Below are 20,641 nucleotides of genomic sequence, written 5' to 3'. Positions count from 1 at the left end.
AAATTAGACTAAATCCACACACTCTTTAAGTTTTTTTCCTGCTTTGAAATATGCCACTGTTTTGGCTTCAAGTGTAACACTCTCCCCATTTTTAGGATTACGAGCAACACGTTCTTCTCTATCACGAATGGAAAAACTACCAAATCCTCGAATTTCAATACGCTTCCCCATTGCTAATGCAGAAACAATTTCTTCTAAAATTTCATTAGCCCCCTCTTCGATTAAATTAGAAGGAATTAATGGATTAAGTGTTGTTAAGTTAGCCACTAATTCTGACTTAGTCATATTTTCTATCCTATGAACTAATTATATTTAAATATCCTTCCTTTACTTAAATATAATCAGACAATATAACATCATAATAAGCGGATATGCTTAAACACATACCCGCCTTAATTACACTAGAAGCGTGAATTATTCACCTTTAGCTTGAGCAAACGCTGCTGCCATTGCACTTGGTACTTCAACTTCTTGTTTATTCACTTGAGCAATTGCTGCTGATTCTTCAGCTTCAGCTTTTGCACGAACAGATAAGTTAATTACACGCGCTTTACGATCAACGCCTGTGAATTTCGCTTCAATTACATCACCTACAGAGATTACTGAAGTGATATCTTCTACGCGGTCAAGTGTTGCTTCGTTTGCACGGATGAAACCTTCAACGCCACCTTCTAATTCAACAGAAACACCTTTAGCATCTACTGCTGTTACTTTACCTGCAACGATTGCACCTTTTTTGGTTGAATCGATGAAGTTAGTGAATGGATCTGAGTTTAATTGTTTGATACCTAAAGAGATACGCTCTTTTACTGCATCAACTTGTAAAACGACCGCTTCTACTTCGTCACCTTTTTTGTAGTTACGAACTGCTTCTTCACCTTGAACATCCCAAGAGATGTCAGATAAGTGTACTAAACCGTCAATACCACCTTCTAAACCGATGAAGATACCGAAGTCTGTGATTGATTTGATTTTACCTGAAACTTTATCACCTTTGTTGTGAGTTTCAGCGAAGTGTTCCCATGGGTTAGCTTTGCATTGTTTTAAACCTAATGAGATACGACGACGTTCTTCATCTACTTCAAGTACCATTACTTCAACCACATCACCGACGCTTACTACTTTAGATGGGTGGATATTTTTGTTTGTCCAATCCATTTCTGAAACGTGAACTAAACCTTCAACACCGTCTAAAATTTCAACGAAGCAACCATAGTCTGTTAAGTTAGTTACTTTACCAGTTAATTTGCTGTTTACTGGGTGGTTCTGTGCAATTGCACCCCATGGATCTTGACCTAATTGTTTTAAGCCTAATGATACACGAGTTTTCTCTTTGTCAAATTTAAGAACTTTAACAGTTACTTCTTGACCTACTGTAACCACTTCACTTGGGTGTTTAACACGTTTCCATGCCATATCAGTGATATGTAATAAACCATCAACGCCACCTAAATCTACGAATGCACCGTAGTCAGTTAAGTTCTTAACGATACCTTTAACTTCTGAACCTTCAACTAAGTTCGCTAATACTTCTTCACGATCAGCTGAATTAGTTGTTTCGATTACTGCACGACGTGATACAACCACATTGTTACGTTTTTGGTCTAACTTGATCACTTTAAGTTCTAAAGTTTGACCTTCAAGATTTAAAGAATCACGAACTGGGCGAACATCTACTAATGAACCTGGTAAGAATGCACGAACACCGTTTAATTCAACAGTGAAACCGCCTTTCACTTTACCATTTACGTAACCTGTAACAGTTGCTTGTTCTTCAAATGCTTTTTCTAATGCAATCCAAGCTTCGTTACGTTTTGCATCACCACGAGAAACAACTGTTTCACCGAAACCGTCGTCTGTTGCTTTTAATACAACATCAACTTGATCGCCAACTTGAACTTCTAATTCACCTTGTGCGTTCGTGAATTCTGATGCTTCGATACGTGATTCAGATTTGAAACCAGTATCAACGATTACATAACCTTTTTCGATAGCGACTACGGTACCATTAACAACAGAACCTAAACGAGCTTCGTTTGAAAAGAATTCTTCAAGTAGTTGAGCAAAATTTTCTGACATAATTTTCTTCTTAAATAAAAATGAACTTCCACTTAACATCATGTTAAATGGGGTTAGTAATAAAAGTAAAACAATCCGTGTTTTACTCAGGAAAAATTAAAAACCTTTGGAAGAAATATATTCCAAGGCTTGATTAATAACTTCACTAATCGACAAATGCGTTGAGTCCAATACTAACGCATCTTTCGCTGGAACGAGAGGTGCAACCGCTCGATTTCTGTCACGATAATCACGCTCTCTAATTTCATCTAAAATTTCATCAAAGTTAGCATTAAATCCTTTGAATTGCAACTGTTTTACACGTCTTTTTGCACGTTCTTCTGCACTAGCATCTAAAAAAAGCTTAATTTGAGCTTCTGGAAAAACTATTGTGCCCATATCTCGTCCGTCCGCTACCAAACCTTTTGAGCTTGCAAAATCACGTTGGCGTTGTAACAATGCTTCTCGCACTTTTGGGAAAGCTGCTACTTTAGAAGCATTCTGACCCGCTTCAGCAGTACGAATTTGGTCACCCACATTTTCGCCATCTAAAATTACATTCACCTCTCCATTATTAGGCACAAATTGCACATTCAAATTTCGCCCAATTTCCGCTACCGCATTTTCATCTTCTAAATTCACTTGTTTTTTTAGTGCATCTAATGCCGTAATACGATAAATCGCCCCAGAATCTAAAAAATCAAAGCCTAATTTTTCGGCTAAAGCGTAGCAAAGTGTTCCTTTACCCGCCCCACTCGGACCATCCACAGTAATAATTACATTTTTCATCATCATTGCCTTTTTAACTTTTTAAATTATTCATCAACGGGTTGATACTCAGGAAACTCACCCACTACTACATTAAATTCTAGCTCTTTACCTTGTCGAAGTAATAATACTCTCACTTTCGTATTTGGGCTAATATTTCCCAAAGCTTCCATCATTTGCGAAGCCGAAACAGCCTCAATATTATCAATTTTTAAAATGATATCACCCACATGGATGCCAGCCTTTTCAGCAGGACCATTCGGATTCACGCCTGTAATCAAAACGCCCTTTTCTACTCCCATTTGTTGAGCACTAAAGAAAATATCGCTTCGCACGCCAAAGTAGCCACGAATAACGCGCCCATCTTTGATGATTTTATTCATAATTTCGACCGCTTGACTGATTGGGATAGCAAAATTCAAGCCTTCTGCAATTGAATCTGAGCCTGTCACACTAAGTTCACGAATTTCCCCACTATTTTTCAGGCTAATCGTATTGATTCCAATCAACTCACCTACAGTGTTGATCAGCGCCCCACCTGAATTTCCTTTACTAATCGGTGCATCAGTTTGAATAAAGTTCTGTCTTGTGCGGTCAGAAATCGTATTCCGCCCTTTAGCACTAATAATACCTTGAGTAACACTCTGCCCTAAATTATAAGGATTACCAATTGCCAACACTACGTCCCCTACTTTGGATTCTCGTTGAGGATTTTGAGGAATAGTAGGTAATTTTCCGCCATCGATTTTCAGTACCGCCAAATCAGTTAATACATCGAATCCAACCAAGGTTGCCGAATAGCCTTTACCCGATTGCAAATAAACATCAATTTGATAGCCATCTTTAATGACATGGTTATTGGTTAATACATAACCGTTTTCTGTCATAATCACGCCCGAACCTAAATTCAATCGAGAGCCGTTGCTGCTAGATTGATCTAAAATCTGCGTATAAATATTTACCACGGCAGGCGAAGCTTTTTGTACGGCTTCCGAATAGCTAAAAACATCAGGCTGAAATACACTCAATTGTTTTACTTGTTTTCCAACCCAAGGAAAAAGCAAAATCAGCCCTGCAAAACAGAGCCCAAATATCACCGCTTGTATGAATTTCTTTAGCATTTATTCTTCTCATCTAATTTCACTTGTTTTTCTTTAGTATATCATTTTCTTTTCCTAAAAAAAGAATCCATTTTTATTTCCGCATTTAAAGTTGATATATTTTCTGTTTTAGGCACATTATGCTAAAATTGATAAAAATCATCCAAATATATTATGATTTGTACTTATGAAAATAGAAAATTATCAACAGCCAACTATGTTTCAATTTTTAAACCTCGTAGCTCAACTTCGCAATCCTAAAGGAGGCTGCCCCTGGGATCTTGCCCAAAACTTCAATACGATGCTTCCGCATTTATTAGAAGAAACCTATGAAGTTGCAGAAGCAATTCATACGCAAGATCGCACCGCTTTACGTGAAGAATTAGGCGATTTGCTCCTTCAAGTTGTTTTCCTCAGTCAACTAGCTAAAGAAGAGGGATCTTTTGATTTTAATGATGTGCTGACTGATATTCATAATAAGCTGATTTATCGCCATCCACACGTTTTTGGCGATAAAAAAGCGGCAAACAGCGAAGAAGCATTAAAAACGTGGGAAGAACAAAAAGCGAATGATGAGAAGCATCAAGCTCATAATTCAATTTTAGATGATTTACCTTTCGCCTTACCTGCACTGACACGAGCATATAAATTACAAAAACGTTGTGCTAAAGTGGGGTTTGACTGGGATAACCCACAATCAGTCTTTCATAAAGTTGAAGAAGAATTACAAGAAGTCTGGAACGAAATGGTACAATCGCCCGTTCAAGCCGAGAAATTAGAAGAAGAACTAGGTGATTTATTATTTGTTAGCACTAACCTTTGTCGCCATTATGGCATTGATGCCGAGAGCTGTTTACGTAAAGCCAATGCTAAATTTGAACGCCGTTTTCGTGGCGTGGAACAATTGGTTAAATCTCAACAAAAACAAGTTTCAGATTGTAGCTTAAATGAATTAGATGTATTGTGGAATGAAATCAAATCTTGCGAATAATTTTACAATTTAATATAAAGTTATACATTATTCGCCGAATTTAAATGGATAAACGCTGAAATATACAAAAGGTGATAATTATGCCTGAAATTTTGCTTGTCGATGATGATTTAGAACTGACAGAACTCTTAGCAGAATTACTTTTACTAGAAGGATTCAACGTAACCGTTGTCCATAACGGTCAGGAAGCTCTTTCGCTTTTAAAAACCCAATCTTTTGATCTGATGTTGTTAGATATTATGATGCCAGTATTAAATGGTACAGAAACACTCAAACAACTGCGTAAGACTTCAAATATGCCCGTACTAATGCTGAGTGCTCGAGATGATGATATTGATCGTGTCCTTGGGTTAGAATTAGGTGCTGATGATTATTTACCTAAACCATTTAATGATCGTGAATTGGTCGCACGTATTAAAGCGATTTTACGCCGTTCTACATCTTCGCTTACTCCACAACCAATTACACAGCCAATTAAAACAAACAATAGTCCAGAAGAACATAAAGGAAAACCACTTTCCTTTAATGGGATAGAATTACATTCAGGTCGTCAACAAGCTATTTATAACGGACGGGATTTAGAACTAACTGGAACAGAGTTTTCATTACTCCAAATTCTTATTCAGAATCCAGGTGTCATTCTGTCTCGTGAACTATTAAATCTTGAAATTCTAGGAAAAACATTAAACCCTTATGATCGTGCTATTGATATGCATATATCTAATTTACGTAAGAAATTACCTGAGCGTGAAGATAATTTACCGTGGTTTAAGACTTTACGTGGGCGTGGCTACTTACTAGTAACAGGAAAATAATTATTTTCCCTCGCTAAATCATTACTAGCGAGGGTTCTTATTTGAGAGATTATATGCCAAAAAAATCCGTTTTCTTATTTCCATTAGTTAATAATTACCTATTTTTTCAACTTTTTTTCTACTTCAGTGGCATTTTTATTTTCATTCTATTTCTAACTTTTTTTCTTTCTAGTCTTGACGACCGAAAATTAATTCCTCTTGTTGAAAATGATATTACTTTTCTTAATAACGAAATTGCTAAACTTAAACATCGCTATAACTTTGATGAGGTTTTTGAAAAAGATCTTTCCATTCACACGCCTAGTGGCTTAGAGCTGATTTTAGTTGACCAACAAACAAATATTGTAAGTGGAATGGAACAATCTAATATTCGCCCTCTACTTTCATTCTTATATCAAACTGAAGACAATAGTGTTCCAATGGCTCGTAGCTTTGATGATTTACGTATTAATGGGCCATTTTTATTAGGCACAGAACACCGTACATATAAAGCCTACTTTCTATACCAAATTCAAGCACAAAAAGAGTGGTTAAACAACCTATATGACAACCCCATTCAAATAATTATTTTCTTAATTATTTTGGTGCTTCCAACAATTTTTATCTTATCTTGGATCATTACTCGACCATTAAAAAATCTCCGAATCACTGCGAATGCTGTTGCTCGTGGTTCACTGATAATCGATCCTAAGATTGAATCTCTAGGAATTAAAGAATTTAGAGAAGTTGGTCGTAGTTTAAATTATATGATTCGTTCATTGCAAACTTCAAATAACCATCAACAACAATTACTTTCAGATATTTCACATGAACTTAAAACACCATTAGCACGCTTACAACTTGCCACTGCTATTTTAAAAAAGAAAAATGGCGAAACAAAAGAAACAGAGCGAATTGAAAATGAAATTCAGAAAATGAATAGCATGGTGCTTGATTTACTCTCACTTTCTCGCTTGGAATTAAATCAACATATTTCCCGAAAACTCTTTCAAGCCGAAGATATATGGAAAAATATATTAGAAGATACTCGCTTTGAAATCGAACAATATGGTTTGAAATTATTTATCGAAGATCAGATTAAAAATAAAGAACTTTATACGTTAAATGGCAATGTCAACTTATTATCAAGTGCACTAGAAAATATTATTCGTAATGCACAAAAATATGCAAAAAGTATCATAAAAGTCCAAATATCCATTACTCAAGAGCAAGAGCAGGATCTTCTATTTATTGTAGTAGATGATGATGGCGAAGGCGTACCAGATCACGAATTAGAACATATTTTCCGGCCGTTCTATCGTGTTGATGAAGCACGAGCAAGACAAACAGGGGGAACAGGATTAGGCTTAACAATCGTAGCTAATGCGGTTCAACAACACCAAGGTAAAGTCAGGGCAATAAAAAGTGAGTTAGGTGGTTTACGTGTCGAAATTCGCCTACCGCTCTGGATAGAATAAGCTGAACTTATTGCTTTTTTGTTAGTCGAATAAGCAAGTTTTTCTCTATTTTTGACCGCTTGTGGCAACTCACAAGCGGTTAATTTTTCCTAAATTTTTACAAACACTTATGAACGTAATCGAAATTGAACAGCTCAACAAATACTTTGGCGAAGGTGAAAACCGAGCACACATTTTAAAAGATGTGAATGTTAGTATTCAGCAAGGCGATTTTGTGGCGATTATCGGAGCCTCAGGTTCAGGTAAATCACGCTAATGAATATTATTGGCTGCCTTGATACTGCAAGTTCTGGTATTTGTCGCATTGCAGGCAAAGAAACCAAATTAATGACTACGGATGAACTTTCAGAACTCCGCCAACGTAAATTCGGCTTTATCTTCCAACGCTACAATCTCTTGAGTTCCTTAAATGCGAATGAAAATGTTGCTCTGCCAGCTATCTATGCAGGAATGGAAAGTACTGCCCGTAAAGCACGAGCCAACCAGCTGTTAGACAAACTTGGGCTTGCAGATAAAACTGAAAATCGGCCAAATCAACTTTCAGGCGGACAACAGCAACGGGTAAGTATTGCCCGTGCATTGATGAATGGCGGTGAGATTATTCTTGCTGATGAACCTACGGGGGCACTGGATTCGCATAGTGGTCAAGTTGTGCTTGGCATTTTACAAGATCTACATAAAGAAGGGCACACCATTATTATGGTAACTCACGATCCTAAAATTGCCGCAACCGCAAGCCGTGTGATTGAAATCAAAGATGGGCAAATCATTCGAGATGAACGCCAACGACCTTATGCCGTAGAACCGCAACCAACTTCTCCCCCGCATAAAAAACCTCGCTTTTTTGATCAACTGGCTGAATCGTTCCAAATGGCAATTAGTGCTATTTTCGCTCATAAATTACGTGCACTATTAACGATGTTGGGGATTATCATTGGTATTACGTCTGTTATTTCCGTAGTGGCATTAGGGCGTGGGTCACAAGAGCAGATTTTATCCAACATCAATAATCTCGGTACTAATACAATGACGATCATGAATGGTACAGGCTTTGGTGACCGACGAGCTAATCTGACTAAAAACCTTACGATTAGCGATGCAGTGATGCTAGGTAAACAGAATTTCGTGGATAGTACGACTCCTTCTAGTTCATTTAGCACAACATTGATTTATGGCAATACGAATGTAACAGGCTCCGTAAATGGCGTAGGCGAGCAATATGCCGACGTACGAGGCATTAAAATGCTCTCAGGGCGTTTTTTCAGTGAAGAAGAAGTGAACGAAACGGCTCAAGTGGTAGTGATTGATGCCCACACACAGAAAGATCTTGGATTACCTTCACCTGTTGAAGGTAAAATTATTCTGGTTGGTAAAAAGCCGCTTCGCATTATCGGCTTGGCGGAAGAGTCTAACAATATGAACCAAACCAGTCTGAAGCTCTGGACACCTTACACAACGCTAATGCAACGTATTTCTGGCGAGAAGTCTATTGACTCGCTCACTGTCAAAATTAAAGATAATGTGGAAAGTCAGACGGCTGAGAAAAGCATTACCGAGTTGCTTACAGCTAAACACGGCAAAAAAGATTTCTTTATTATGAACTCAGACACCATCAAACAAACCATTACCAGCACCACTAACACAATGACGCTACTGATCTCCTCGATTGCGTTGATTTCGCTTATTGTGGGTGGGATCGGTGTGATGAATATAATGTTAGTTTCAGTGACCGAACGCACGAAAGAAATTGGCGTGCGGATGGCGATTGGGGCGAAACAGAGTAACATTCTACAACAATTCTTGATTGAAGCGATGCTAATCTGCTTACTTGGTGGTGTAATTGGTATTCTTTTTGCCGTTGCCATTATCACAGCATTTAACACACTTGGCAGCGATTTTAAAATGGTGCTCTCGCCTGAATCCGTTATACTTGCCGTATTCTGCTCTACCTTAATCGGCGTAGTGTTCGGTTATATGCCAGCCAAAAACGCCTCGAAGTTAAATCCGATTACAGCGTTATCTCAAGAATAATATGTACAAGCGGTCAAATTTGACCGCTTATTTACGATTATGAAATCACTACTCCCCCGAAATCTTCATTTTTTCAATCAAAATCGAGCCAGTTTGGATATTGGAGCGATGCTCCACATCATCAGCTACCGCAACGATATTGTTAAACATCTCTTGCAATTGACCTGCGACAGTAATTTCTGCTACAGGGTATTGAATTTTACCCTTTTCTACCCAAAAACCTGCAGCCCCACGCGAATATTCGCCTGTAACTGGGTTAATTGCCGAACCTAAGAATTCAGTTAAAAGCAAGCCTGTATCCATCTCTTTTAAAAGAGTATCCAAGCCACCTGCACGATTTGGTTTCACGAGCCAGTTATGAATACCGCCTGCGTGCCCTGTGCTTTTCAACCCCATTTTACGGGCTGAATAACTGGTCATTAAATAGGTTTGTAACACGCCATCAGTAATGATTTCACGGTCTTGCGTTATCACACCTTCGCTGTCAAATGCAGTTGAAGCAAGCTGACGTAAAAGATGTGGACGTTCGGAAATTTCGAACCAATCAGGTAGCACTTGTTTTCCTAAATGGTCAAGTAAAAAGCTTGATTTGCGATACAAAGCACCACCACTAATCGCCCCTGCTAAATGCCCAATTAATCCTGTTGCCACATCGTTGTAGTAAATTACAGGCACTTCACACGTTTTGATCTTTTGCGGATTAAGGCGATCAACCGCTTTAAATGCCGCTTGCTGCCCTACCCATTGTGGAGCTTGTAACTTATCAAACTCACGTGAAATGGTGTATTCATAATCACGTTCTAGCTGTTCGCCATGAGCAGCAATCACGCTACACGAAAGCGAATAACGGCTGGAAAGGTTACTTTGCAACATTCCATGCGTATTGCCATACACGCGAACGCCACTGTGTGAATTGAAAGTTGCTCCTTCGCTATTGACGATTTGTTCATCGGCATTAAGTGCTGCATTTTCGGTTTCAATCGCTAAGGCTAATGCTTGGTCTACCGATAAATCTGCTTGATGATAAAGCTCTAAATCAGGAGCATCAAATGCCATTAATTCTTTATCTGCCAAGCCTGCACAATCATCTTCTGAGGTATGTTTTGCAATGGCTAAAGCAGATTCGACCGCTTGTTGAATTGATTTTGATTGTAAATCTGATGTGGAAGCATTGCCCTTACGTTTACCTAAATAGACAGAGATACCGAGTGAGCCATCGTTGTTAAATTCAATATTTTCCACCTGCTCCAAACGGCTAGAAACTGAAAGCCCTGCTACTTTGGTTACGCCAACTTCGGCTTCTGCCCCTGCTTTTTTCGCAAAATTTAAGGCAAATTCGACCGCTTGACGAAGTTCTTGCTCTTGAGTTTGTAATTCTTGTTTAGTAATAAAGGACATAGTTTTACCTTATTATGAATGGAATAAGGTATATTCTACCTGAAAATTTTGATAAAATAACGCCATTTTAACTGCTCGAACGAGCGATAATGGAGAGGTAATGGCTAAAAAACGTCATAATGAAATCGACTGGACAGATGAAGAAGAGGAAATCATCTGGGTCAGTAAAAGTGAAATTAAACGAGATTCGGAACAATTGAAGAAATTAGGTGCGGAGTTAATTGAACTTAGCCCGCAGAATTTAGCGAAAATTCCTCTTGATGAGGATTTAAAAGAGGCAGTTCGCCAAGCACAAAGCTTCAAATTGGAAGCTCGTCGCCGTCAAATCCAATTTATCGGCAAACTACTCCGCAACCGTGATCCTGAGCCAATTCAAGATGCATTGAATAAAGTAAAAAATCGGCACAACCAACAACAGGCATTATTACATAAACTGGAACTTGTGCGTGATCAACTGATTGCAATGGGTGATAATGCGTTAAATCATTTAATGAACGAATATTCGCATTTAGATCGTCAACATTTACGTAATTTGATACGTATTGCTCAAAAAGAAAAAGAAACGAATAAACCGCCTAAAGCGTATCGTGATATTTACCAATACTTAAAAACTGAAATTGCGGAGGCATAATGCTTGATATTTTACCAAAACTTATTCACAGCCACGCAGGCTTTGCTTATTTAAGCCTGATTTTGCTTTTAACTCGAGGGGCGTTGAGTGCAAGAAAAGTCGACTGGCGACAATATAAAATATTAAAAATCTCCCCGCATATTATCGACACCTTGTTGTTATTAAGCGGTGCAACGGTGGTTTATACTTATACTTCTGAAGGCATTTACACTTTTTCTGAATTAAGTTGGTTACTTGGAAAATTTTTATTTATTGTGCTTTATGTGATTTTTTCCACAAAAGCCTTTAAGAAAAACCAACCTTATTCCATCAAATTCTATCTGCTTTCAGTCGTGAGTTTTATGCTCGCTATGTTTATTGCAGCACATCATTAAAAGAAAGGCGTGGAAGAAAATTCACGCCTTCATCTTACAAATAAGTTTCTAAAATCTCTCTTAAAATTGCATACCCTTTCTCGTTATAATGCAATCCATCTATAGTCAAACAGCGATCCAAATTTCCCTCATTATCCAAGAACTTTTCATAAGTTGGAATAAAGGTTAAAGGTGCGGGACAATGAGCTTTGAAATAAGTATTCATTGCCTGAATGTCTGTATTAGCTACGGTTTCAATATGGTTTACTGGGGTTGCTTCTAATAAGAAATACCGTGTATTAGGCACTGCAAACGGTTCTGTTTCTTGGATAATTTGTGAAATCCAATCCAAAACTTGCTGTGGCGAATAATTGGGTTCTTTCACAATATCGTTTACACCCAAAAAGATAAACACTGTTTTACCTAGATGTTGAATATGTTTTGGCTTGGCAATCACATCTAAATATTGCCGTGTACTCGTGCCAGAAAGCCCTAAATTCGCCACACTCAGCCCTTTTAATGTTAGAGTTTTCTCAAAACCTTCCCACATATCAAACAAAGAATGTCCAATTAACGTGACATTAGCTCGTTTTTTAAACTCAACTTGTTTGGTTTTATAACGATTGAAAATATCTTGATCGTTCAGCATAACTCTCTCCTGAGAAATAGGAATATACACCCAATTATTATAATGCATCTAGCGTATTGCTCTAGAACGAAATTCCAATTTTGTGAGCGGGGTCACAGTTTAGACAAATTACTTACTAAATTTTACCGCTTGTAAAAAATAAAACCCAGTCGAAACTGGGTTTTAATTAAAAATGAGAGATCTACCAAGTAAAGCCTACTTTCACAGCCCCAAATTTCTGCGGAGCAACATCAGAGCCTTTTAGCATACCGATATGGGTGCTGATATTCCATCTATGGAATTGGGCACTTAAGCCAACTTCATGAGTAAAATATCGTCCGAATTGTTGCTTCATTACTACATTATTTACGCTTAATGCACCATCAATCGCTAATTTATGTTGCGTTGCATCATAGTAGTTTATTGTGAAACTTGGCGTTACTTTCACACCGTTAATATCGAAGGTTTTATCCAACAACACGCCTACACGATAAGTGGTTAAACGCAAAGCTTTGCTGGCGATTTTCGCTTCAGAGAGATTATAAGTTACTCCAGATAAACGGTAATAACGTACACCAATAGAGGGTTGCACGTTTAACCAACCACTGAGATCCCAATTTGCTCCTAAGTTTCCACCTACATTAAAAATATTGCGGTGAAATACGTTATCCTTACCGTCAAATGTTACTGTATTGCGACTACGACCATAACCTAAGTCAACACTTGCAAAAATACCGTTCTCCCAGTTACCTTTCGTAAATGCATTTACTGATGTAAAACGATGTTTACCAGAAACATTCTCATTAAACTCATTATTTGCACGAGAATGAGAAAGTACTGCACCAATTTTTACATTATCTGACACATCTTGAGCAACACCAATTTGGGTGAGCGTCATTGTCTGTTTATAAGGACGATAATAATCAGAACGATAAGTCTGTTTAGTTGATTCTGTATTCATCCACACATTTGATGGATCTCCGCTCGATAAATGGCGATCTAAATTACGCCCTATTTGCAATGCCCCATTTACATTAGCTGAAAGCTCAGATAATGCCGTGTTTGAATAACGGCTGATCAACTGTGATTGAACTGGTATGGACACTGTTCCTGATTGCGTGCTTAAAAATTGTTGAATTTCTTGCTCAGTTTGGTAAGCCTTATTAAGGCTATCTAATAATGCTAATACCGACTCATTTAAGGAAGACTGTGCAATATCCTTCTCACCTTGGTTACCTTGAGCATTAGCTAATGCTTGTTGAGCCAACTCTATACGTTCAATACTTGCATCAATTTCCTCTTCAAATAAAGTAACATTACCTTCATTCGCTACTTTAGCCACTTTCCGACATATATCAGAAGATAAATTCTGGGCTTCGCAAAGCTGTTGAGCTCGAGCTATACTACTAGCCAAACCAGCCTGTAAACGATTCATTTCCTCCAATACATTATCTTGGCGAGATTCAATTGAATGCAAATCTGTTTTTGTTTGATTGACTAGATTCAATAACTTTTGAACTTCCTGTTGGCTACGTTTCTCTTGCTCACTCAAGCCACGATATTCATTGCGTTGTCTTTCTAATAAAACCTTTAATTGAGTAAATTGTTTATATAGTCTACCACGTTTAATAAAACGAATACGGGCTGTTCGATTATACTCTGAAGTAGCTTGGTTGTAGCTATTAGTTGTATTGTGAATCTCCTCTAATAGACGACTTGCACGATTCTGATCTATTTTATTCACACCTTCCGCTTGTGTATATGATCTTTCTAAACGTGCTAATTCATGCTCCTTATCTACTAAAGCTTGATGTACAACATTAAACTCACGCTGGCTATTTGCTACTAGCTCCGAATTACTGCCAAAATGTAATTCAGCATCACGCAATGGATTATATAAACGGTAATCATTGTTGAAGTTAGCTAAAATATAGCGATACGCACCTAAATCCACGAAACCATTTTCCAAAGCAAAATGTGCATTTTGACGATGCTGGTTAGGATGATTCAGTTTTACCAAACTTAATGGAGCCACATTTTTCGGCTCTTCCCCTGTATTTTTCAGTGATAATAAATAATTCCCAGAGGCTAATCCATTGACAACCACATTATCACCGCGGCTTTCCGCTAGATTCGCTAAGAAACGAAAATGCCCATTACCTGTTAATTGCCCATCCACCACTAACTGATTGAATTTCACCCATCCTTTGTAAGTAGAACTCATCTCATCATATAAACTATTGAGCGTTATCTGGCTATTAGGTGCAAGAAATAAATTTCCAACCACACTATTATTATTTAACGTCCATTCACTATGTGGTAACAAATTAACTTGTGTTTCTGCACCTACTGAATTAATACGCCCCATTAAATGAGCTTTGCCTAAACTAAACTGGCTTTGATGTTCTAATGAAACATCACCATATACACTTGTTACAGGTACGCTATTAAATACAGTTTGAGAAATAACGGCCTTTTCTGAACATTTTGTTGTACCACTATAACTTTCTCGGATACATTCATCAGATTTACCTTGTGCAAATCCAAGTTGAATTTGAGCTTGATGGCGTGCATTAAAGTTACCTTCTAATACACTAACATTACGACTGCTTTCAAGTATCGCATTGCCTGCCACATCAAATTCATTTGCCTTGAATTGACGATTAATCCAATTTCCTTCTTCAATAACTTCTTTTTTATTAAGATGGTCATAGGCGTGAGGAACCGGAACACCTGATAATAGTAATTTCCCGTTTTCTACATAAATATTACCATTAAGATTCGTTCCTCCTGTCAAAGACAAAATACTGTTTGCAACTTGAGGACGATAAGCAATTGATAATCTTCCATTGTGATATCGCTGATCAGTTTCACCCAAAAATCCGCTATACGTATCTAGATGTTTTCGGGCATTAGCTTCTGCTAATACTCTCTGAATAACCTCAGATTTATTATTTCCTAAAAATTCCCAGTCATTTGTGGTTTCCATATCCCAAGGGAAATAGGCTCTAGGATTTTTTCCTTCTTTTAAACGAAAATAATCTAATCGGTTATTCCTATAGTTATTTTTGTATTCATAAATTGCTAATGATGTCGTTGGGTGTTGCCCCCAATTTACCCATTCAATATCTTGTTGAGCAAAATTATCACGCCCAATAATGTTAATTTCGGCTGCTTGGGTACGGCTATTATTAACAATTCTTGCACCATCATCCGAATTTTGAATTCTGTGGAAAGTAAGATTGTGACCATTTACATCTAAACGTCCACCACGAAAACCGAAGTAGATATTATCAGGGTTCACTTGTTTATCGTTCGCTAAAACTACCGTGCCACGTCCACTAGTAATCCCCACTTGGTTAAAGGCTTGTTGCTGACCATTTAAAGATTTTTGGTTAAGAACAACTGTGCCCTCGCCTACACTAATATCCCCTAAATTTTTGCCTTGACCATCGACATAAAGCGTACCTGTACCGAGTTTTGACAAGCGGTCATTTTTAGGATTTTTTACACGCCAATTAACCGTTTTATTGCCATTAACTACAACCCCAGCCCCAAGCCAAGTCACATCATTACTATCAGTTCTAACTATCGCATTTTGGTTAAAATGCAAGGCACCTGCACCTTGGTTAATACTCTCTTTTAACACAAGAGTTGAACCATCACGTCCAGTAAAATGCACCGTTTTTCCATTATCTAAAGACGGACGTTGGCGATTTTCATCTTTAGACGCCACATTTACATTTGTAACAGGAATTTCGACCGCTTGATTACCACTTTGTAGTACGCTCTTACCCACACCTCGATTTTGCCATGAGTAAGTTGAGCCGTTTAGGCTTACTGTCATTTCATCATTTTCAAATGCACGATGAATAGAATCAGGCTGTATAATTGTATAAATATTATTTTTACCATCATAGCCATTGAAGGTAGAAAGTACGCCCGCTAATACCCAACGCTGCTCTTTAGCATCATAAGCAAGTAAAGCCGATCCACTATCACCTGGTAAGCCATAGGTACCCAACGTTTCATAAAGATCACCACTAAATAATACCCAATTATCCATTGAACTATTTGGTTTAAGTGGGGTACCTCCTGTAAGATAATTATAAGCGGAAGTAAGAGATGTCTTTTCTTTACCATCTTTACTACGTAAATATTGACGCCCAGATCCCACTCGTACAAAATACGGGTAACGCTCTTTATCTAAAAACGCACCATTTTTCGGTCCTGTTTTTCTATTGTTATCAAAAGCGATATTATTCAATGGAATTGGGGTAACTTCAGTAACCAGTTTATGCAAACGAGGGGAATGGAAGTCGTATTTATCGTGATTATTGCGATCAGTAATCAAATAATCAAAGTGATGGCTATCTGGATTATTACTATTTTCACCAAATTGCACAGAGCCATAGCCACCATTGTGTTTAACACTAGCGATATATTGAGGATTAAACAAGGTTGCTACACCACTTACTCGGCTAGCTACGTGTAAATCTGGCATTGGTAAATTCGGTAACATTGTACCTACTGATTTACCTTGTTTATCAAAGATAGGAATATTTTTTGCTCCAATAAAGAATTGTCCTTTATTCTCAGCAAAATCGCGGAAATATTGATAGTCCACATCATTGCGAACCATTGAGGCTTGCGTCCCTGCACACATCACAGCAACATTTAACGCAATAAAAGTTGGACGAAAAATGTTTGATTTAGACATAAGAAAACCCTCAGAATCTGGCTATTACTGAGGGCTATTGTAAATTATTGTAAAGATTTGTCAATTTTCTCAAACAAATCACGGGCTAAATTATCAAGCCCTTTCAGGCGTTCTAAACCACGACGCATCAAGGTTTGACGTTGCCCATCATAACGAGAAAGTTTGATCAACGGCTCAATCAAGCGTGAAGCTACTTGTGGGTTGCTATCATTAAGTTTAATCAACATATCCACCAAGAAGCGATAACCTGAGCCATCAATGTTGTGGAAGGCTTTAGGATTCTGGCTAGCAAATGCTCCCACGACTGCACGCACGCGATTTGGGTTGTTGAAATTGAAACTTCTATGATTTAACAAGCCTTGAACGACATTCAATACATCTTCATCAGGACGAGTTGCTTGCAATGCAAACCATTTATCCATTACTAAGCCATCTTGATACCATTGTGCTTCAAAGTCAGCTAACAATTCATCTCGGCACTCTAATTCTGCTTTGGTTGCAGCAGAAAGTGCCGCAAGCGTATCAGTCATATTATTCGCTTGATCGTAGTGAGTTTTAACCAATTTCTCACCTAAATCAGTAAAGGCAAGGTAAGACAAACAGACATTACGCAATGCACGTTTTGCGATATCTTGTTCGCAAACACGATATGTACCGCATTTATTCGCATTGTAAAGTTTGTATAAACGGTCTTCAAAATAAGCCGCAATTGACTCAATGAGGAACTCACGTACTTTCGCAATACCCACAGGATCAATCGTATCGAATAACTCGGCAAAATCGGTTTCTTTCGGCATCGTCACCATTAATGCGGTAAGTTGCGGATCTTCCACATTATCAAGCAACATCTCAATCGCAGAACCAAACTCGTGCGAGAATTGCATCATTCCGCCTTGTTGCAAGCGGGTTAAATTCTCTTTTAATTCGCCATTAAAGAGCAATTGAATCGCATCCCAACGTACAAAATCGTTTTTCGCAAATTTCAGTAAACTAATCAATTGAGATTTGCTATAGCTGAAATCTAACTTCACGGGGGCAGAAAAATTGCACAATAACGCAGGCACTGGCTGCGTTTTCACGCCAAAAAACTCAAACGTTTGTTGGCTTTCAGTCACATTTAACACATCCGACATTTCCGCAGCTTCGCTTCTTAGCGGTAAATTTTGACCGCTTGTCGGATCAATCAATGCCACTTTAAGCGGAATATGCAAGCTGAGTTTTTCGACTTGGTCTGCTGTTGCTGGCGTATGTTGGCTTACGTGTAAGCGATAAACTTGACGAGCTTCATCATATTCATCAGTTACCGTTAAAATTGGCGTACCTGATTGGCTATACCAGCGGCGGAATTGGGCTAAATCCACGCCAGAAGCACGTTCCATTGCAGAAACAAAATCTTCACACGTCGCTGCTGTACCATCGTTTTCTGCCACATAAAGTTGCATTCCTTTTTGGAATTTCTCTTCACCTAAAAGCGTATGAATCATTCTAATAACTTCCGCCCCTTTCTCGTAAACGGTCACAGTATAGAAGTTGTTCATCTCAATCACTTTTTCAGGGCGAATTGGGTGTGCCATTGGGCTCGCATCTTCGGCAAATTGTACGGTACGTAACAAACGCACATCTTCAATACGTTTTGCGGGGCGAGACCACAAGTCAGAGGTAAATTCTTGATCGCGGAATACGGTTAAGCCCTCTTTTAAACTTAACTGGAACCAATCTCGACAAGTAATGCGGTTACCCGTCCAATTATGGAAATATTCGTGTGCAATAACACTTTCGATATTGATGTAATCTTCATCAGTTGCGGTTTCTGGTTTTGCTAATACGAACTTAGAGTTAAAGACATTCAAGCCCTTATTCTCCATTGCACCCATATTGAAGAAATCAACTGCGACGATCATATAGATATCCAAATCGTATTCTAAACCGAAACGATCTTCATCCCATTTCATCGCACGTTTTAAACTTTCCATCGCCCAGCCTGCACGGTCTAAGTTACCTTTATCAACATAGATCTCAAGTGCCACTTCACGCCCGCTTTTGGTAACAAATTTATCTTGCAATAAATCAAAATCACCTGCCACCAACGCAAACAGATAGCTTGGTTTAAAGAACGGATCTTCCCACTCTACCCAATGGCGACCGTCCGCTAATTTACCTTGTGCAATGCGGTTACCGTTCGACAGTAAGAACGGATATTTTTCCTTGCTAGCGGTAATTTTTGTACGATATTTTGCAAGTACATCTGGTCTGTCTAGCATATAAGTAATTTGACGGAAACCTTCCGCTTCGCACTGAGTACAAATTCCATCACCCGACTGATACAAGCCCTGCAATGAAGTGTTTTGTGCTGGATTTAAGGCAGTTTCAATCTGCAATTGGAATTTATCCGCTTGCTCTGCTACATTCACCGTTAATGATTCCTCATCTCGTTCAAACTCAACGTGTTCTTGCCCATTCAGTTTTAACGAGAGAAAATCAAAACTATGCCCATCTAATTTCAGATGAGTAGCTCCTTCAGTTTTACGCTCAACATTGAGCACAGAAGTCACAAATGTTCTGTCTGCATCAAGTTGAATATCTAAATAAATCTCCGTGATCGTGAAATCAGGAGCACGATAGTCCTTACGGAATTTTGCTTTTGGTTGCATATATTGTCCTTTCATTTATTAAATCAACCACTTACGCTTCATATAGATTGAGATCACTCTCATTCAGTCGTGTTTTAAACCGACGGTGCAACCACATATATTGTTCGGTTGCATTGAGAATTTCGCCTTCTACTACTTTATTCATTTTAGTTGCAGTTTGAACATCATCTTCACAATCTGAAAAATCAACTGCTGGGCTGATTTTTACAGTATAACCCGAAAAATCCTCATTTCGTATTGGCGAAAATGGCACAACCTTTGTTTGTGGAGCAGATTTTAAAAGCATTCTTGTTCCTGCTGTCGTGCAAGCTTCTTTTACCGCAAAAAAGGGAACAAATACGCTGTTTTTTCGACCGTAATCGTGATCTGGGGCATACCAAATGGTTTCTCCAGCTTTTAATGCTTTAATCATTCCACGTAAATCGCTACGATTGAGCATTGCTTTATTTGAGCGAATTCTACCCCGAAATTGGATCCAATCAAGTAATGGATTATCATTAGGGCGATAAACGCCTATCCCTTGATGATGTAATCCAACAATTCTTGCACCTAGTTCGAGTGTTAAAAAATGCACACCGACGAAAAGAATCCCTGTATTTTTAGGTACATTTTTTAAATGCTCTATGCCTTCCACTTTCGACCATTTTAAAATACGTTTATCTGACCAGAACCACGCCATTCCTGTTTCAATAATTGCCATTCCAACGGATTCAATGTTTTTCGCTAAAATTTGTTCAATTTGCTCTTGAGGATAATCAGGAAAGCACAATTCAAGATTACGTTTAGCGATACAAATACGACGTTTTCCAAAGCCAAGTTTGGCAAATAGTTTACCTAATCCTTTACCTAAAAATACCAATACGGGGTAAGGCAGTGCTAAAATAAGCTTAAAAATACCAAGCCCAAACCATAAGCCCCAATATCGAGGTTTTAAGAAAGCAGACTGAAAAGGAGGAAGTTGTTTGTTTTCTATCATAGATTATGTATGTTGATTTCTGTAGTGCTAAATTATAGCCAAAAGACAATAAAAAATGTTAAGT

Annotated in this window: 14 protein-coding genes and 1 pseudogene; 6 read left to right on the top strand and 9 right to left on the bottom strand. The window is 38.2% G+C overall.

Annotation, left to right across the window (positions count from 1 at the left end; genetic code table 11):
- Positions 1-3: 3 nt before the first annotated feature.
- The 4 genes from B0185_RS02105 to B0185_RS02090 all read right to left on the bottom strand — a co-directional run bounded on the left by B0185_RS02105 (position 4) and on the right by B0185_RS02090 (position 3,947).
- Positions 4-285, bottom strand: coding sequence for an HU family DNA-binding protein (locus tag B0185_RS02105; protein ID WP_005705501.1), 282 nt, complete (start codon positions 283-285; stop codon positions 4-6).
- Positions 286-414: 129 nt separating this feature from the next.
- Positions 415-2,079: a 30S ribosomal protein S1 gene (gene rpsA, locus B0185_RS02100; RefSeq protein ID WP_005705476.1), complete on the bottom strand. Its 1,665-nt coding sequence runs from the start codon at positions 2,077-2,079 to the stop codon at positions 415-417.
- A gap of 96 nt (positions 2,080-2,175) precedes the next feature.
- Positions 2,176-2,847, bottom strand: a complete 672-nt coding sequence (cmk, locus tag B0185_RS02095) for a (d)CMP kinase (RefSeq protein WP_005705471.1) — start codon at positions 2,845-2,847, stop codon at positions 2,176-2,178.
- A gap of 26 nt (positions 2,848-2,873) precedes the next feature.
- Positions 2,874-3,947 carry a trypsin-like peptidase domain-containing protein gene (locus B0185_RS02090; protein WP_005705547.1) on the bottom strand — a complete coding sequence of 358 codons (1,074 nt, stop codon included), beginning with the start codon at positions 3,945-3,947 and terminating at the stop codon, positions 2,874-2,876.
- A 166-nt stretch (positions 3,948-4,113) separates the two neighbouring features.
- On the opposite strand from B0185_RS02090, the gene mazG reads away from it, so the two are divergent.
- The 4 genes and pseudogenes from mazG to B0185_RS02070 all read left to right on the top strand — a co-directional run bounded on the left by mazG (position 4,114) and on the right by B0185_RS02070 (position 9,220).
- Positions 4,114-4,917: a nucleoside triphosphate pyrophosphohydrolase gene (gene mazG / locus B0185_RS02085; protein ID WP_005705558.1), complete on the top strand. Its 804-nt coding sequence runs from the start codon at positions 4,114-4,116 to the stop codon at positions 4,915-4,917.
- An 80-nt stretch (positions 4,918-4,997) separates the two neighbouring features.
- Positions 4,998-5,732 (top strand): response regulator, encoded by a 735-nt coding sequence (locus tag B0185_RS02080; protein ID WP_005705589.1) that lies wholly within the window; start codon positions 4,998-5,000, stop codon positions 5,730-5,732.
- Between the two features lie 53 nt (positions 5,733-5,785).
- Positions 5,786-7,189, top strand: coding sequence for an envelope stress sensor histidine kinase CpxA (gene cpxA, locus B0185_RS02075; RefSeq protein ID WP_005705562.1), 1,404 nt, complete (start codon positions 5,786-5,788; stop codon positions 7,187-7,189).
- 109 nt (positions 7,190-7,298) lie between these two features.
- A pseudogene (locus B0185_RS02070) lies at positions 7,299-9,220 on the top strand (MacB family efflux pump subunit).
- A 48-nt stretch (positions 9,221-9,268) separates the two neighbouring features.
- Here B0185_RS02070 and pmbA read toward each other — a convergent pair.
- On the bottom strand, positions 9,269-10,618 hold the full coding sequence (pmbA, locus tag B0185_RS02065; protein WP_005705499.1) for a metalloprotease PmbA: 1,350 nt from the start codon (positions 10,616-10,618) through the stop codon (positions 9,269-9,271).
- Positions 10,619-10,718: 100 nt separating this feature from the next.
- Between pmbA and yjgA the strand changes: the two genes are divergently transcribed.
- Positions 10,719-11,249 carry a ribosome biogenesis factor YjgA gene (gene yjgA / locus B0185_RS02060; protein WP_005705459.1) on the top strand — a complete coding sequence of 177 codons (531 nt, stop codon included), beginning with the start codon at positions 10,719-10,721 and terminating at the stop codon, positions 11,247-11,249.
- Positions 11,249-11,623 (top strand): SirB2 family protein, encoded by a 375-nt coding sequence (locus B0185_RS02055; RefSeq protein WP_005705519.1) that lies wholly within the window; start codon positions 11,249-11,251, stop codon positions 11,621-11,623. Before yjgA ends, B0185_RS02055 begins: the two co-directional genes overlap by 1 nt.
- Positions 11,624-11,657: 34 nt before the next feature.
- Here the strand turns inward: B0185_RS02055 and B0185_RS02050 are convergent, their stop codons facing one another.
- The 4 genes from B0185_RS02050 to B0185_RS02035 all read right to left on the bottom strand — a co-directional run bounded on the left by B0185_RS02050 (position 11,658) and on the right by B0185_RS02035 (position 20,577).
- Entirely contained in the window at positions 11,658-12,251 is a 594-nt protein-coding gene (locus B0185_RS02050; RefSeq protein ID WP_005705555.1) for an SGNH/GDSL hydrolase family protein, read from the bottom strand.
- 181 nt (positions 12,252-12,432) lie between these two features.
- Entirely contained in the window at positions 12,433-16,950 is a 4,518-nt protein-coding gene (locus B0185_RS02045) for a S6 family peptidase (RefSeq protein WP_005705508.1), read from the bottom strand.
- 44 nt (positions 16,951-16,994) lie between these two features.
- Positions 16,995-19,601 carry an aminopeptidase N gene (pepN, locus tag B0185_RS02040; protein WP_005705569.1) on the bottom strand — a complete coding sequence of 869 codons (2,607 nt, stop codon included), beginning with the start codon at positions 19,599-19,601 and terminating at the stop codon, positions 16,995-16,997.
- 31 nt (positions 19,602-19,632) lie between these two features.
- Positions 19,633-20,577, bottom strand: a complete 945-nt coding sequence (locus tag B0185_RS02035) for a Kdo(2)-lipid IV(A) acyltransferase (RefSeq protein ID WP_005705577.1) — start codon at positions 20,575-20,577, stop codon at positions 19,633-19,635.
- Positions 20,578-20,641 lie beyond the last annotated feature (64 nt).

The sequence above is a fragment of the Haemophilus parahaemolyticus genome, assembly GCF_002015035.1.
Taxonomy (GTDB): domain Bacteria; phylum Pseudomonadota; class Gammaproteobacteria; order Enterobacterales; family Pasteurellaceae; genus Haemophilus_A; species Haemophilus_A parahaemolyticus.
The sequence above is the reverse complement of the archived record's forward strand: the minus strand, read 5'-3'. Positions and strand labels throughout refer to the sequence as shown.

Bases quoted from the DNA above. Each gene is read 5' to 3' on its own strand.
- B0185_RS02105 (WP_005705501.1), bottom strand. From the start codon at position 285: ATGACTAAGTCAGAATTAGTGGCTAACTTAACAACACTTAATCCATTA.
- rpsA (WP_005705476.1), bottom strand. From the start codon at position 2,079: ATGTCAGAAAATTTTGCTCAACTACTTGAAGAATTCTTTTCAAACGAA.
- cmk (WP_005705471.1), bottom strand. From the start codon at position 2,847: ATGAAAAATGTAATTATTACTGTGGATGGTCCGAGTGGGGCGGGTAAA.
- B0185_RS02090 (WP_005705547.1), bottom strand. From the start codon at position 3,947: ATGCTAAAGAAATTCATACAAGCGGTGATATTTGGGCTCTGTTTTGCA.
- mazG (WP_005705558.1), top strand. From the start codon at position 4,114: ATGAAAATAGAAAATTATCAACAGCCAACTATGTTTCAATTTTTAAAC.
- B0185_RS02080 (WP_005705589.1), top strand. From the start codon at position 4,998: ATGCCTGAAATTTTGCTTGTCGATGATGATTTAGAACTGACAGAACTC.
- cpxA (WP_005705562.1), top strand. From the start codon at position 5,786: ATGCCAAAAAAATCCGTTTTCTTATTTCCATTAGTTAATAATTACCTA.
- pmbA (WP_005705499.1), bottom strand. From the start codon at position 10,618: ATGTCCTTTATTACTAAACAAGAATTACAAACTCAAGAGCAAGAACTT.
- yjgA (WP_005705459.1), top strand. From the start codon at position 10,719: ATGGCTAAAAAACGTCATAATGAAATCGACTGGACAGATGAAGAAGAG.
- B0185_RS02055 (WP_005705519.1), top strand. From the start codon at position 11,249: ATGCTTGATATTTTACCAAAACTTATTCACAGCCACGCAGGCTTTGCT.
- B0185_RS02050 (WP_005705555.1), bottom strand. From the start codon at position 12,251: ATGCTGAACGATCAAGATATTTTCAATCGTTATAAAACCAAACAAGTT.
- B0185_RS02045 (WP_005705508.1), bottom strand. From the start codon at position 16,950: ATGTCTAAATCAAACATTTTTCGTCCAACTTTTATTGCGTTAAATGTT.
- pepN (WP_005705569.1), bottom strand. From the start codon at position 19,601: ATGCAACCAAAAGCAAAATTCCGTAAGGACTATCGTGCTCCTGATTTC.
- B0185_RS02035 (WP_005705577.1), bottom strand. From the start codon at position 20,577: ATGATAGAAAACAAACAACTTCCTCCTTTTCAGTCTGCTTTCTTAAAA.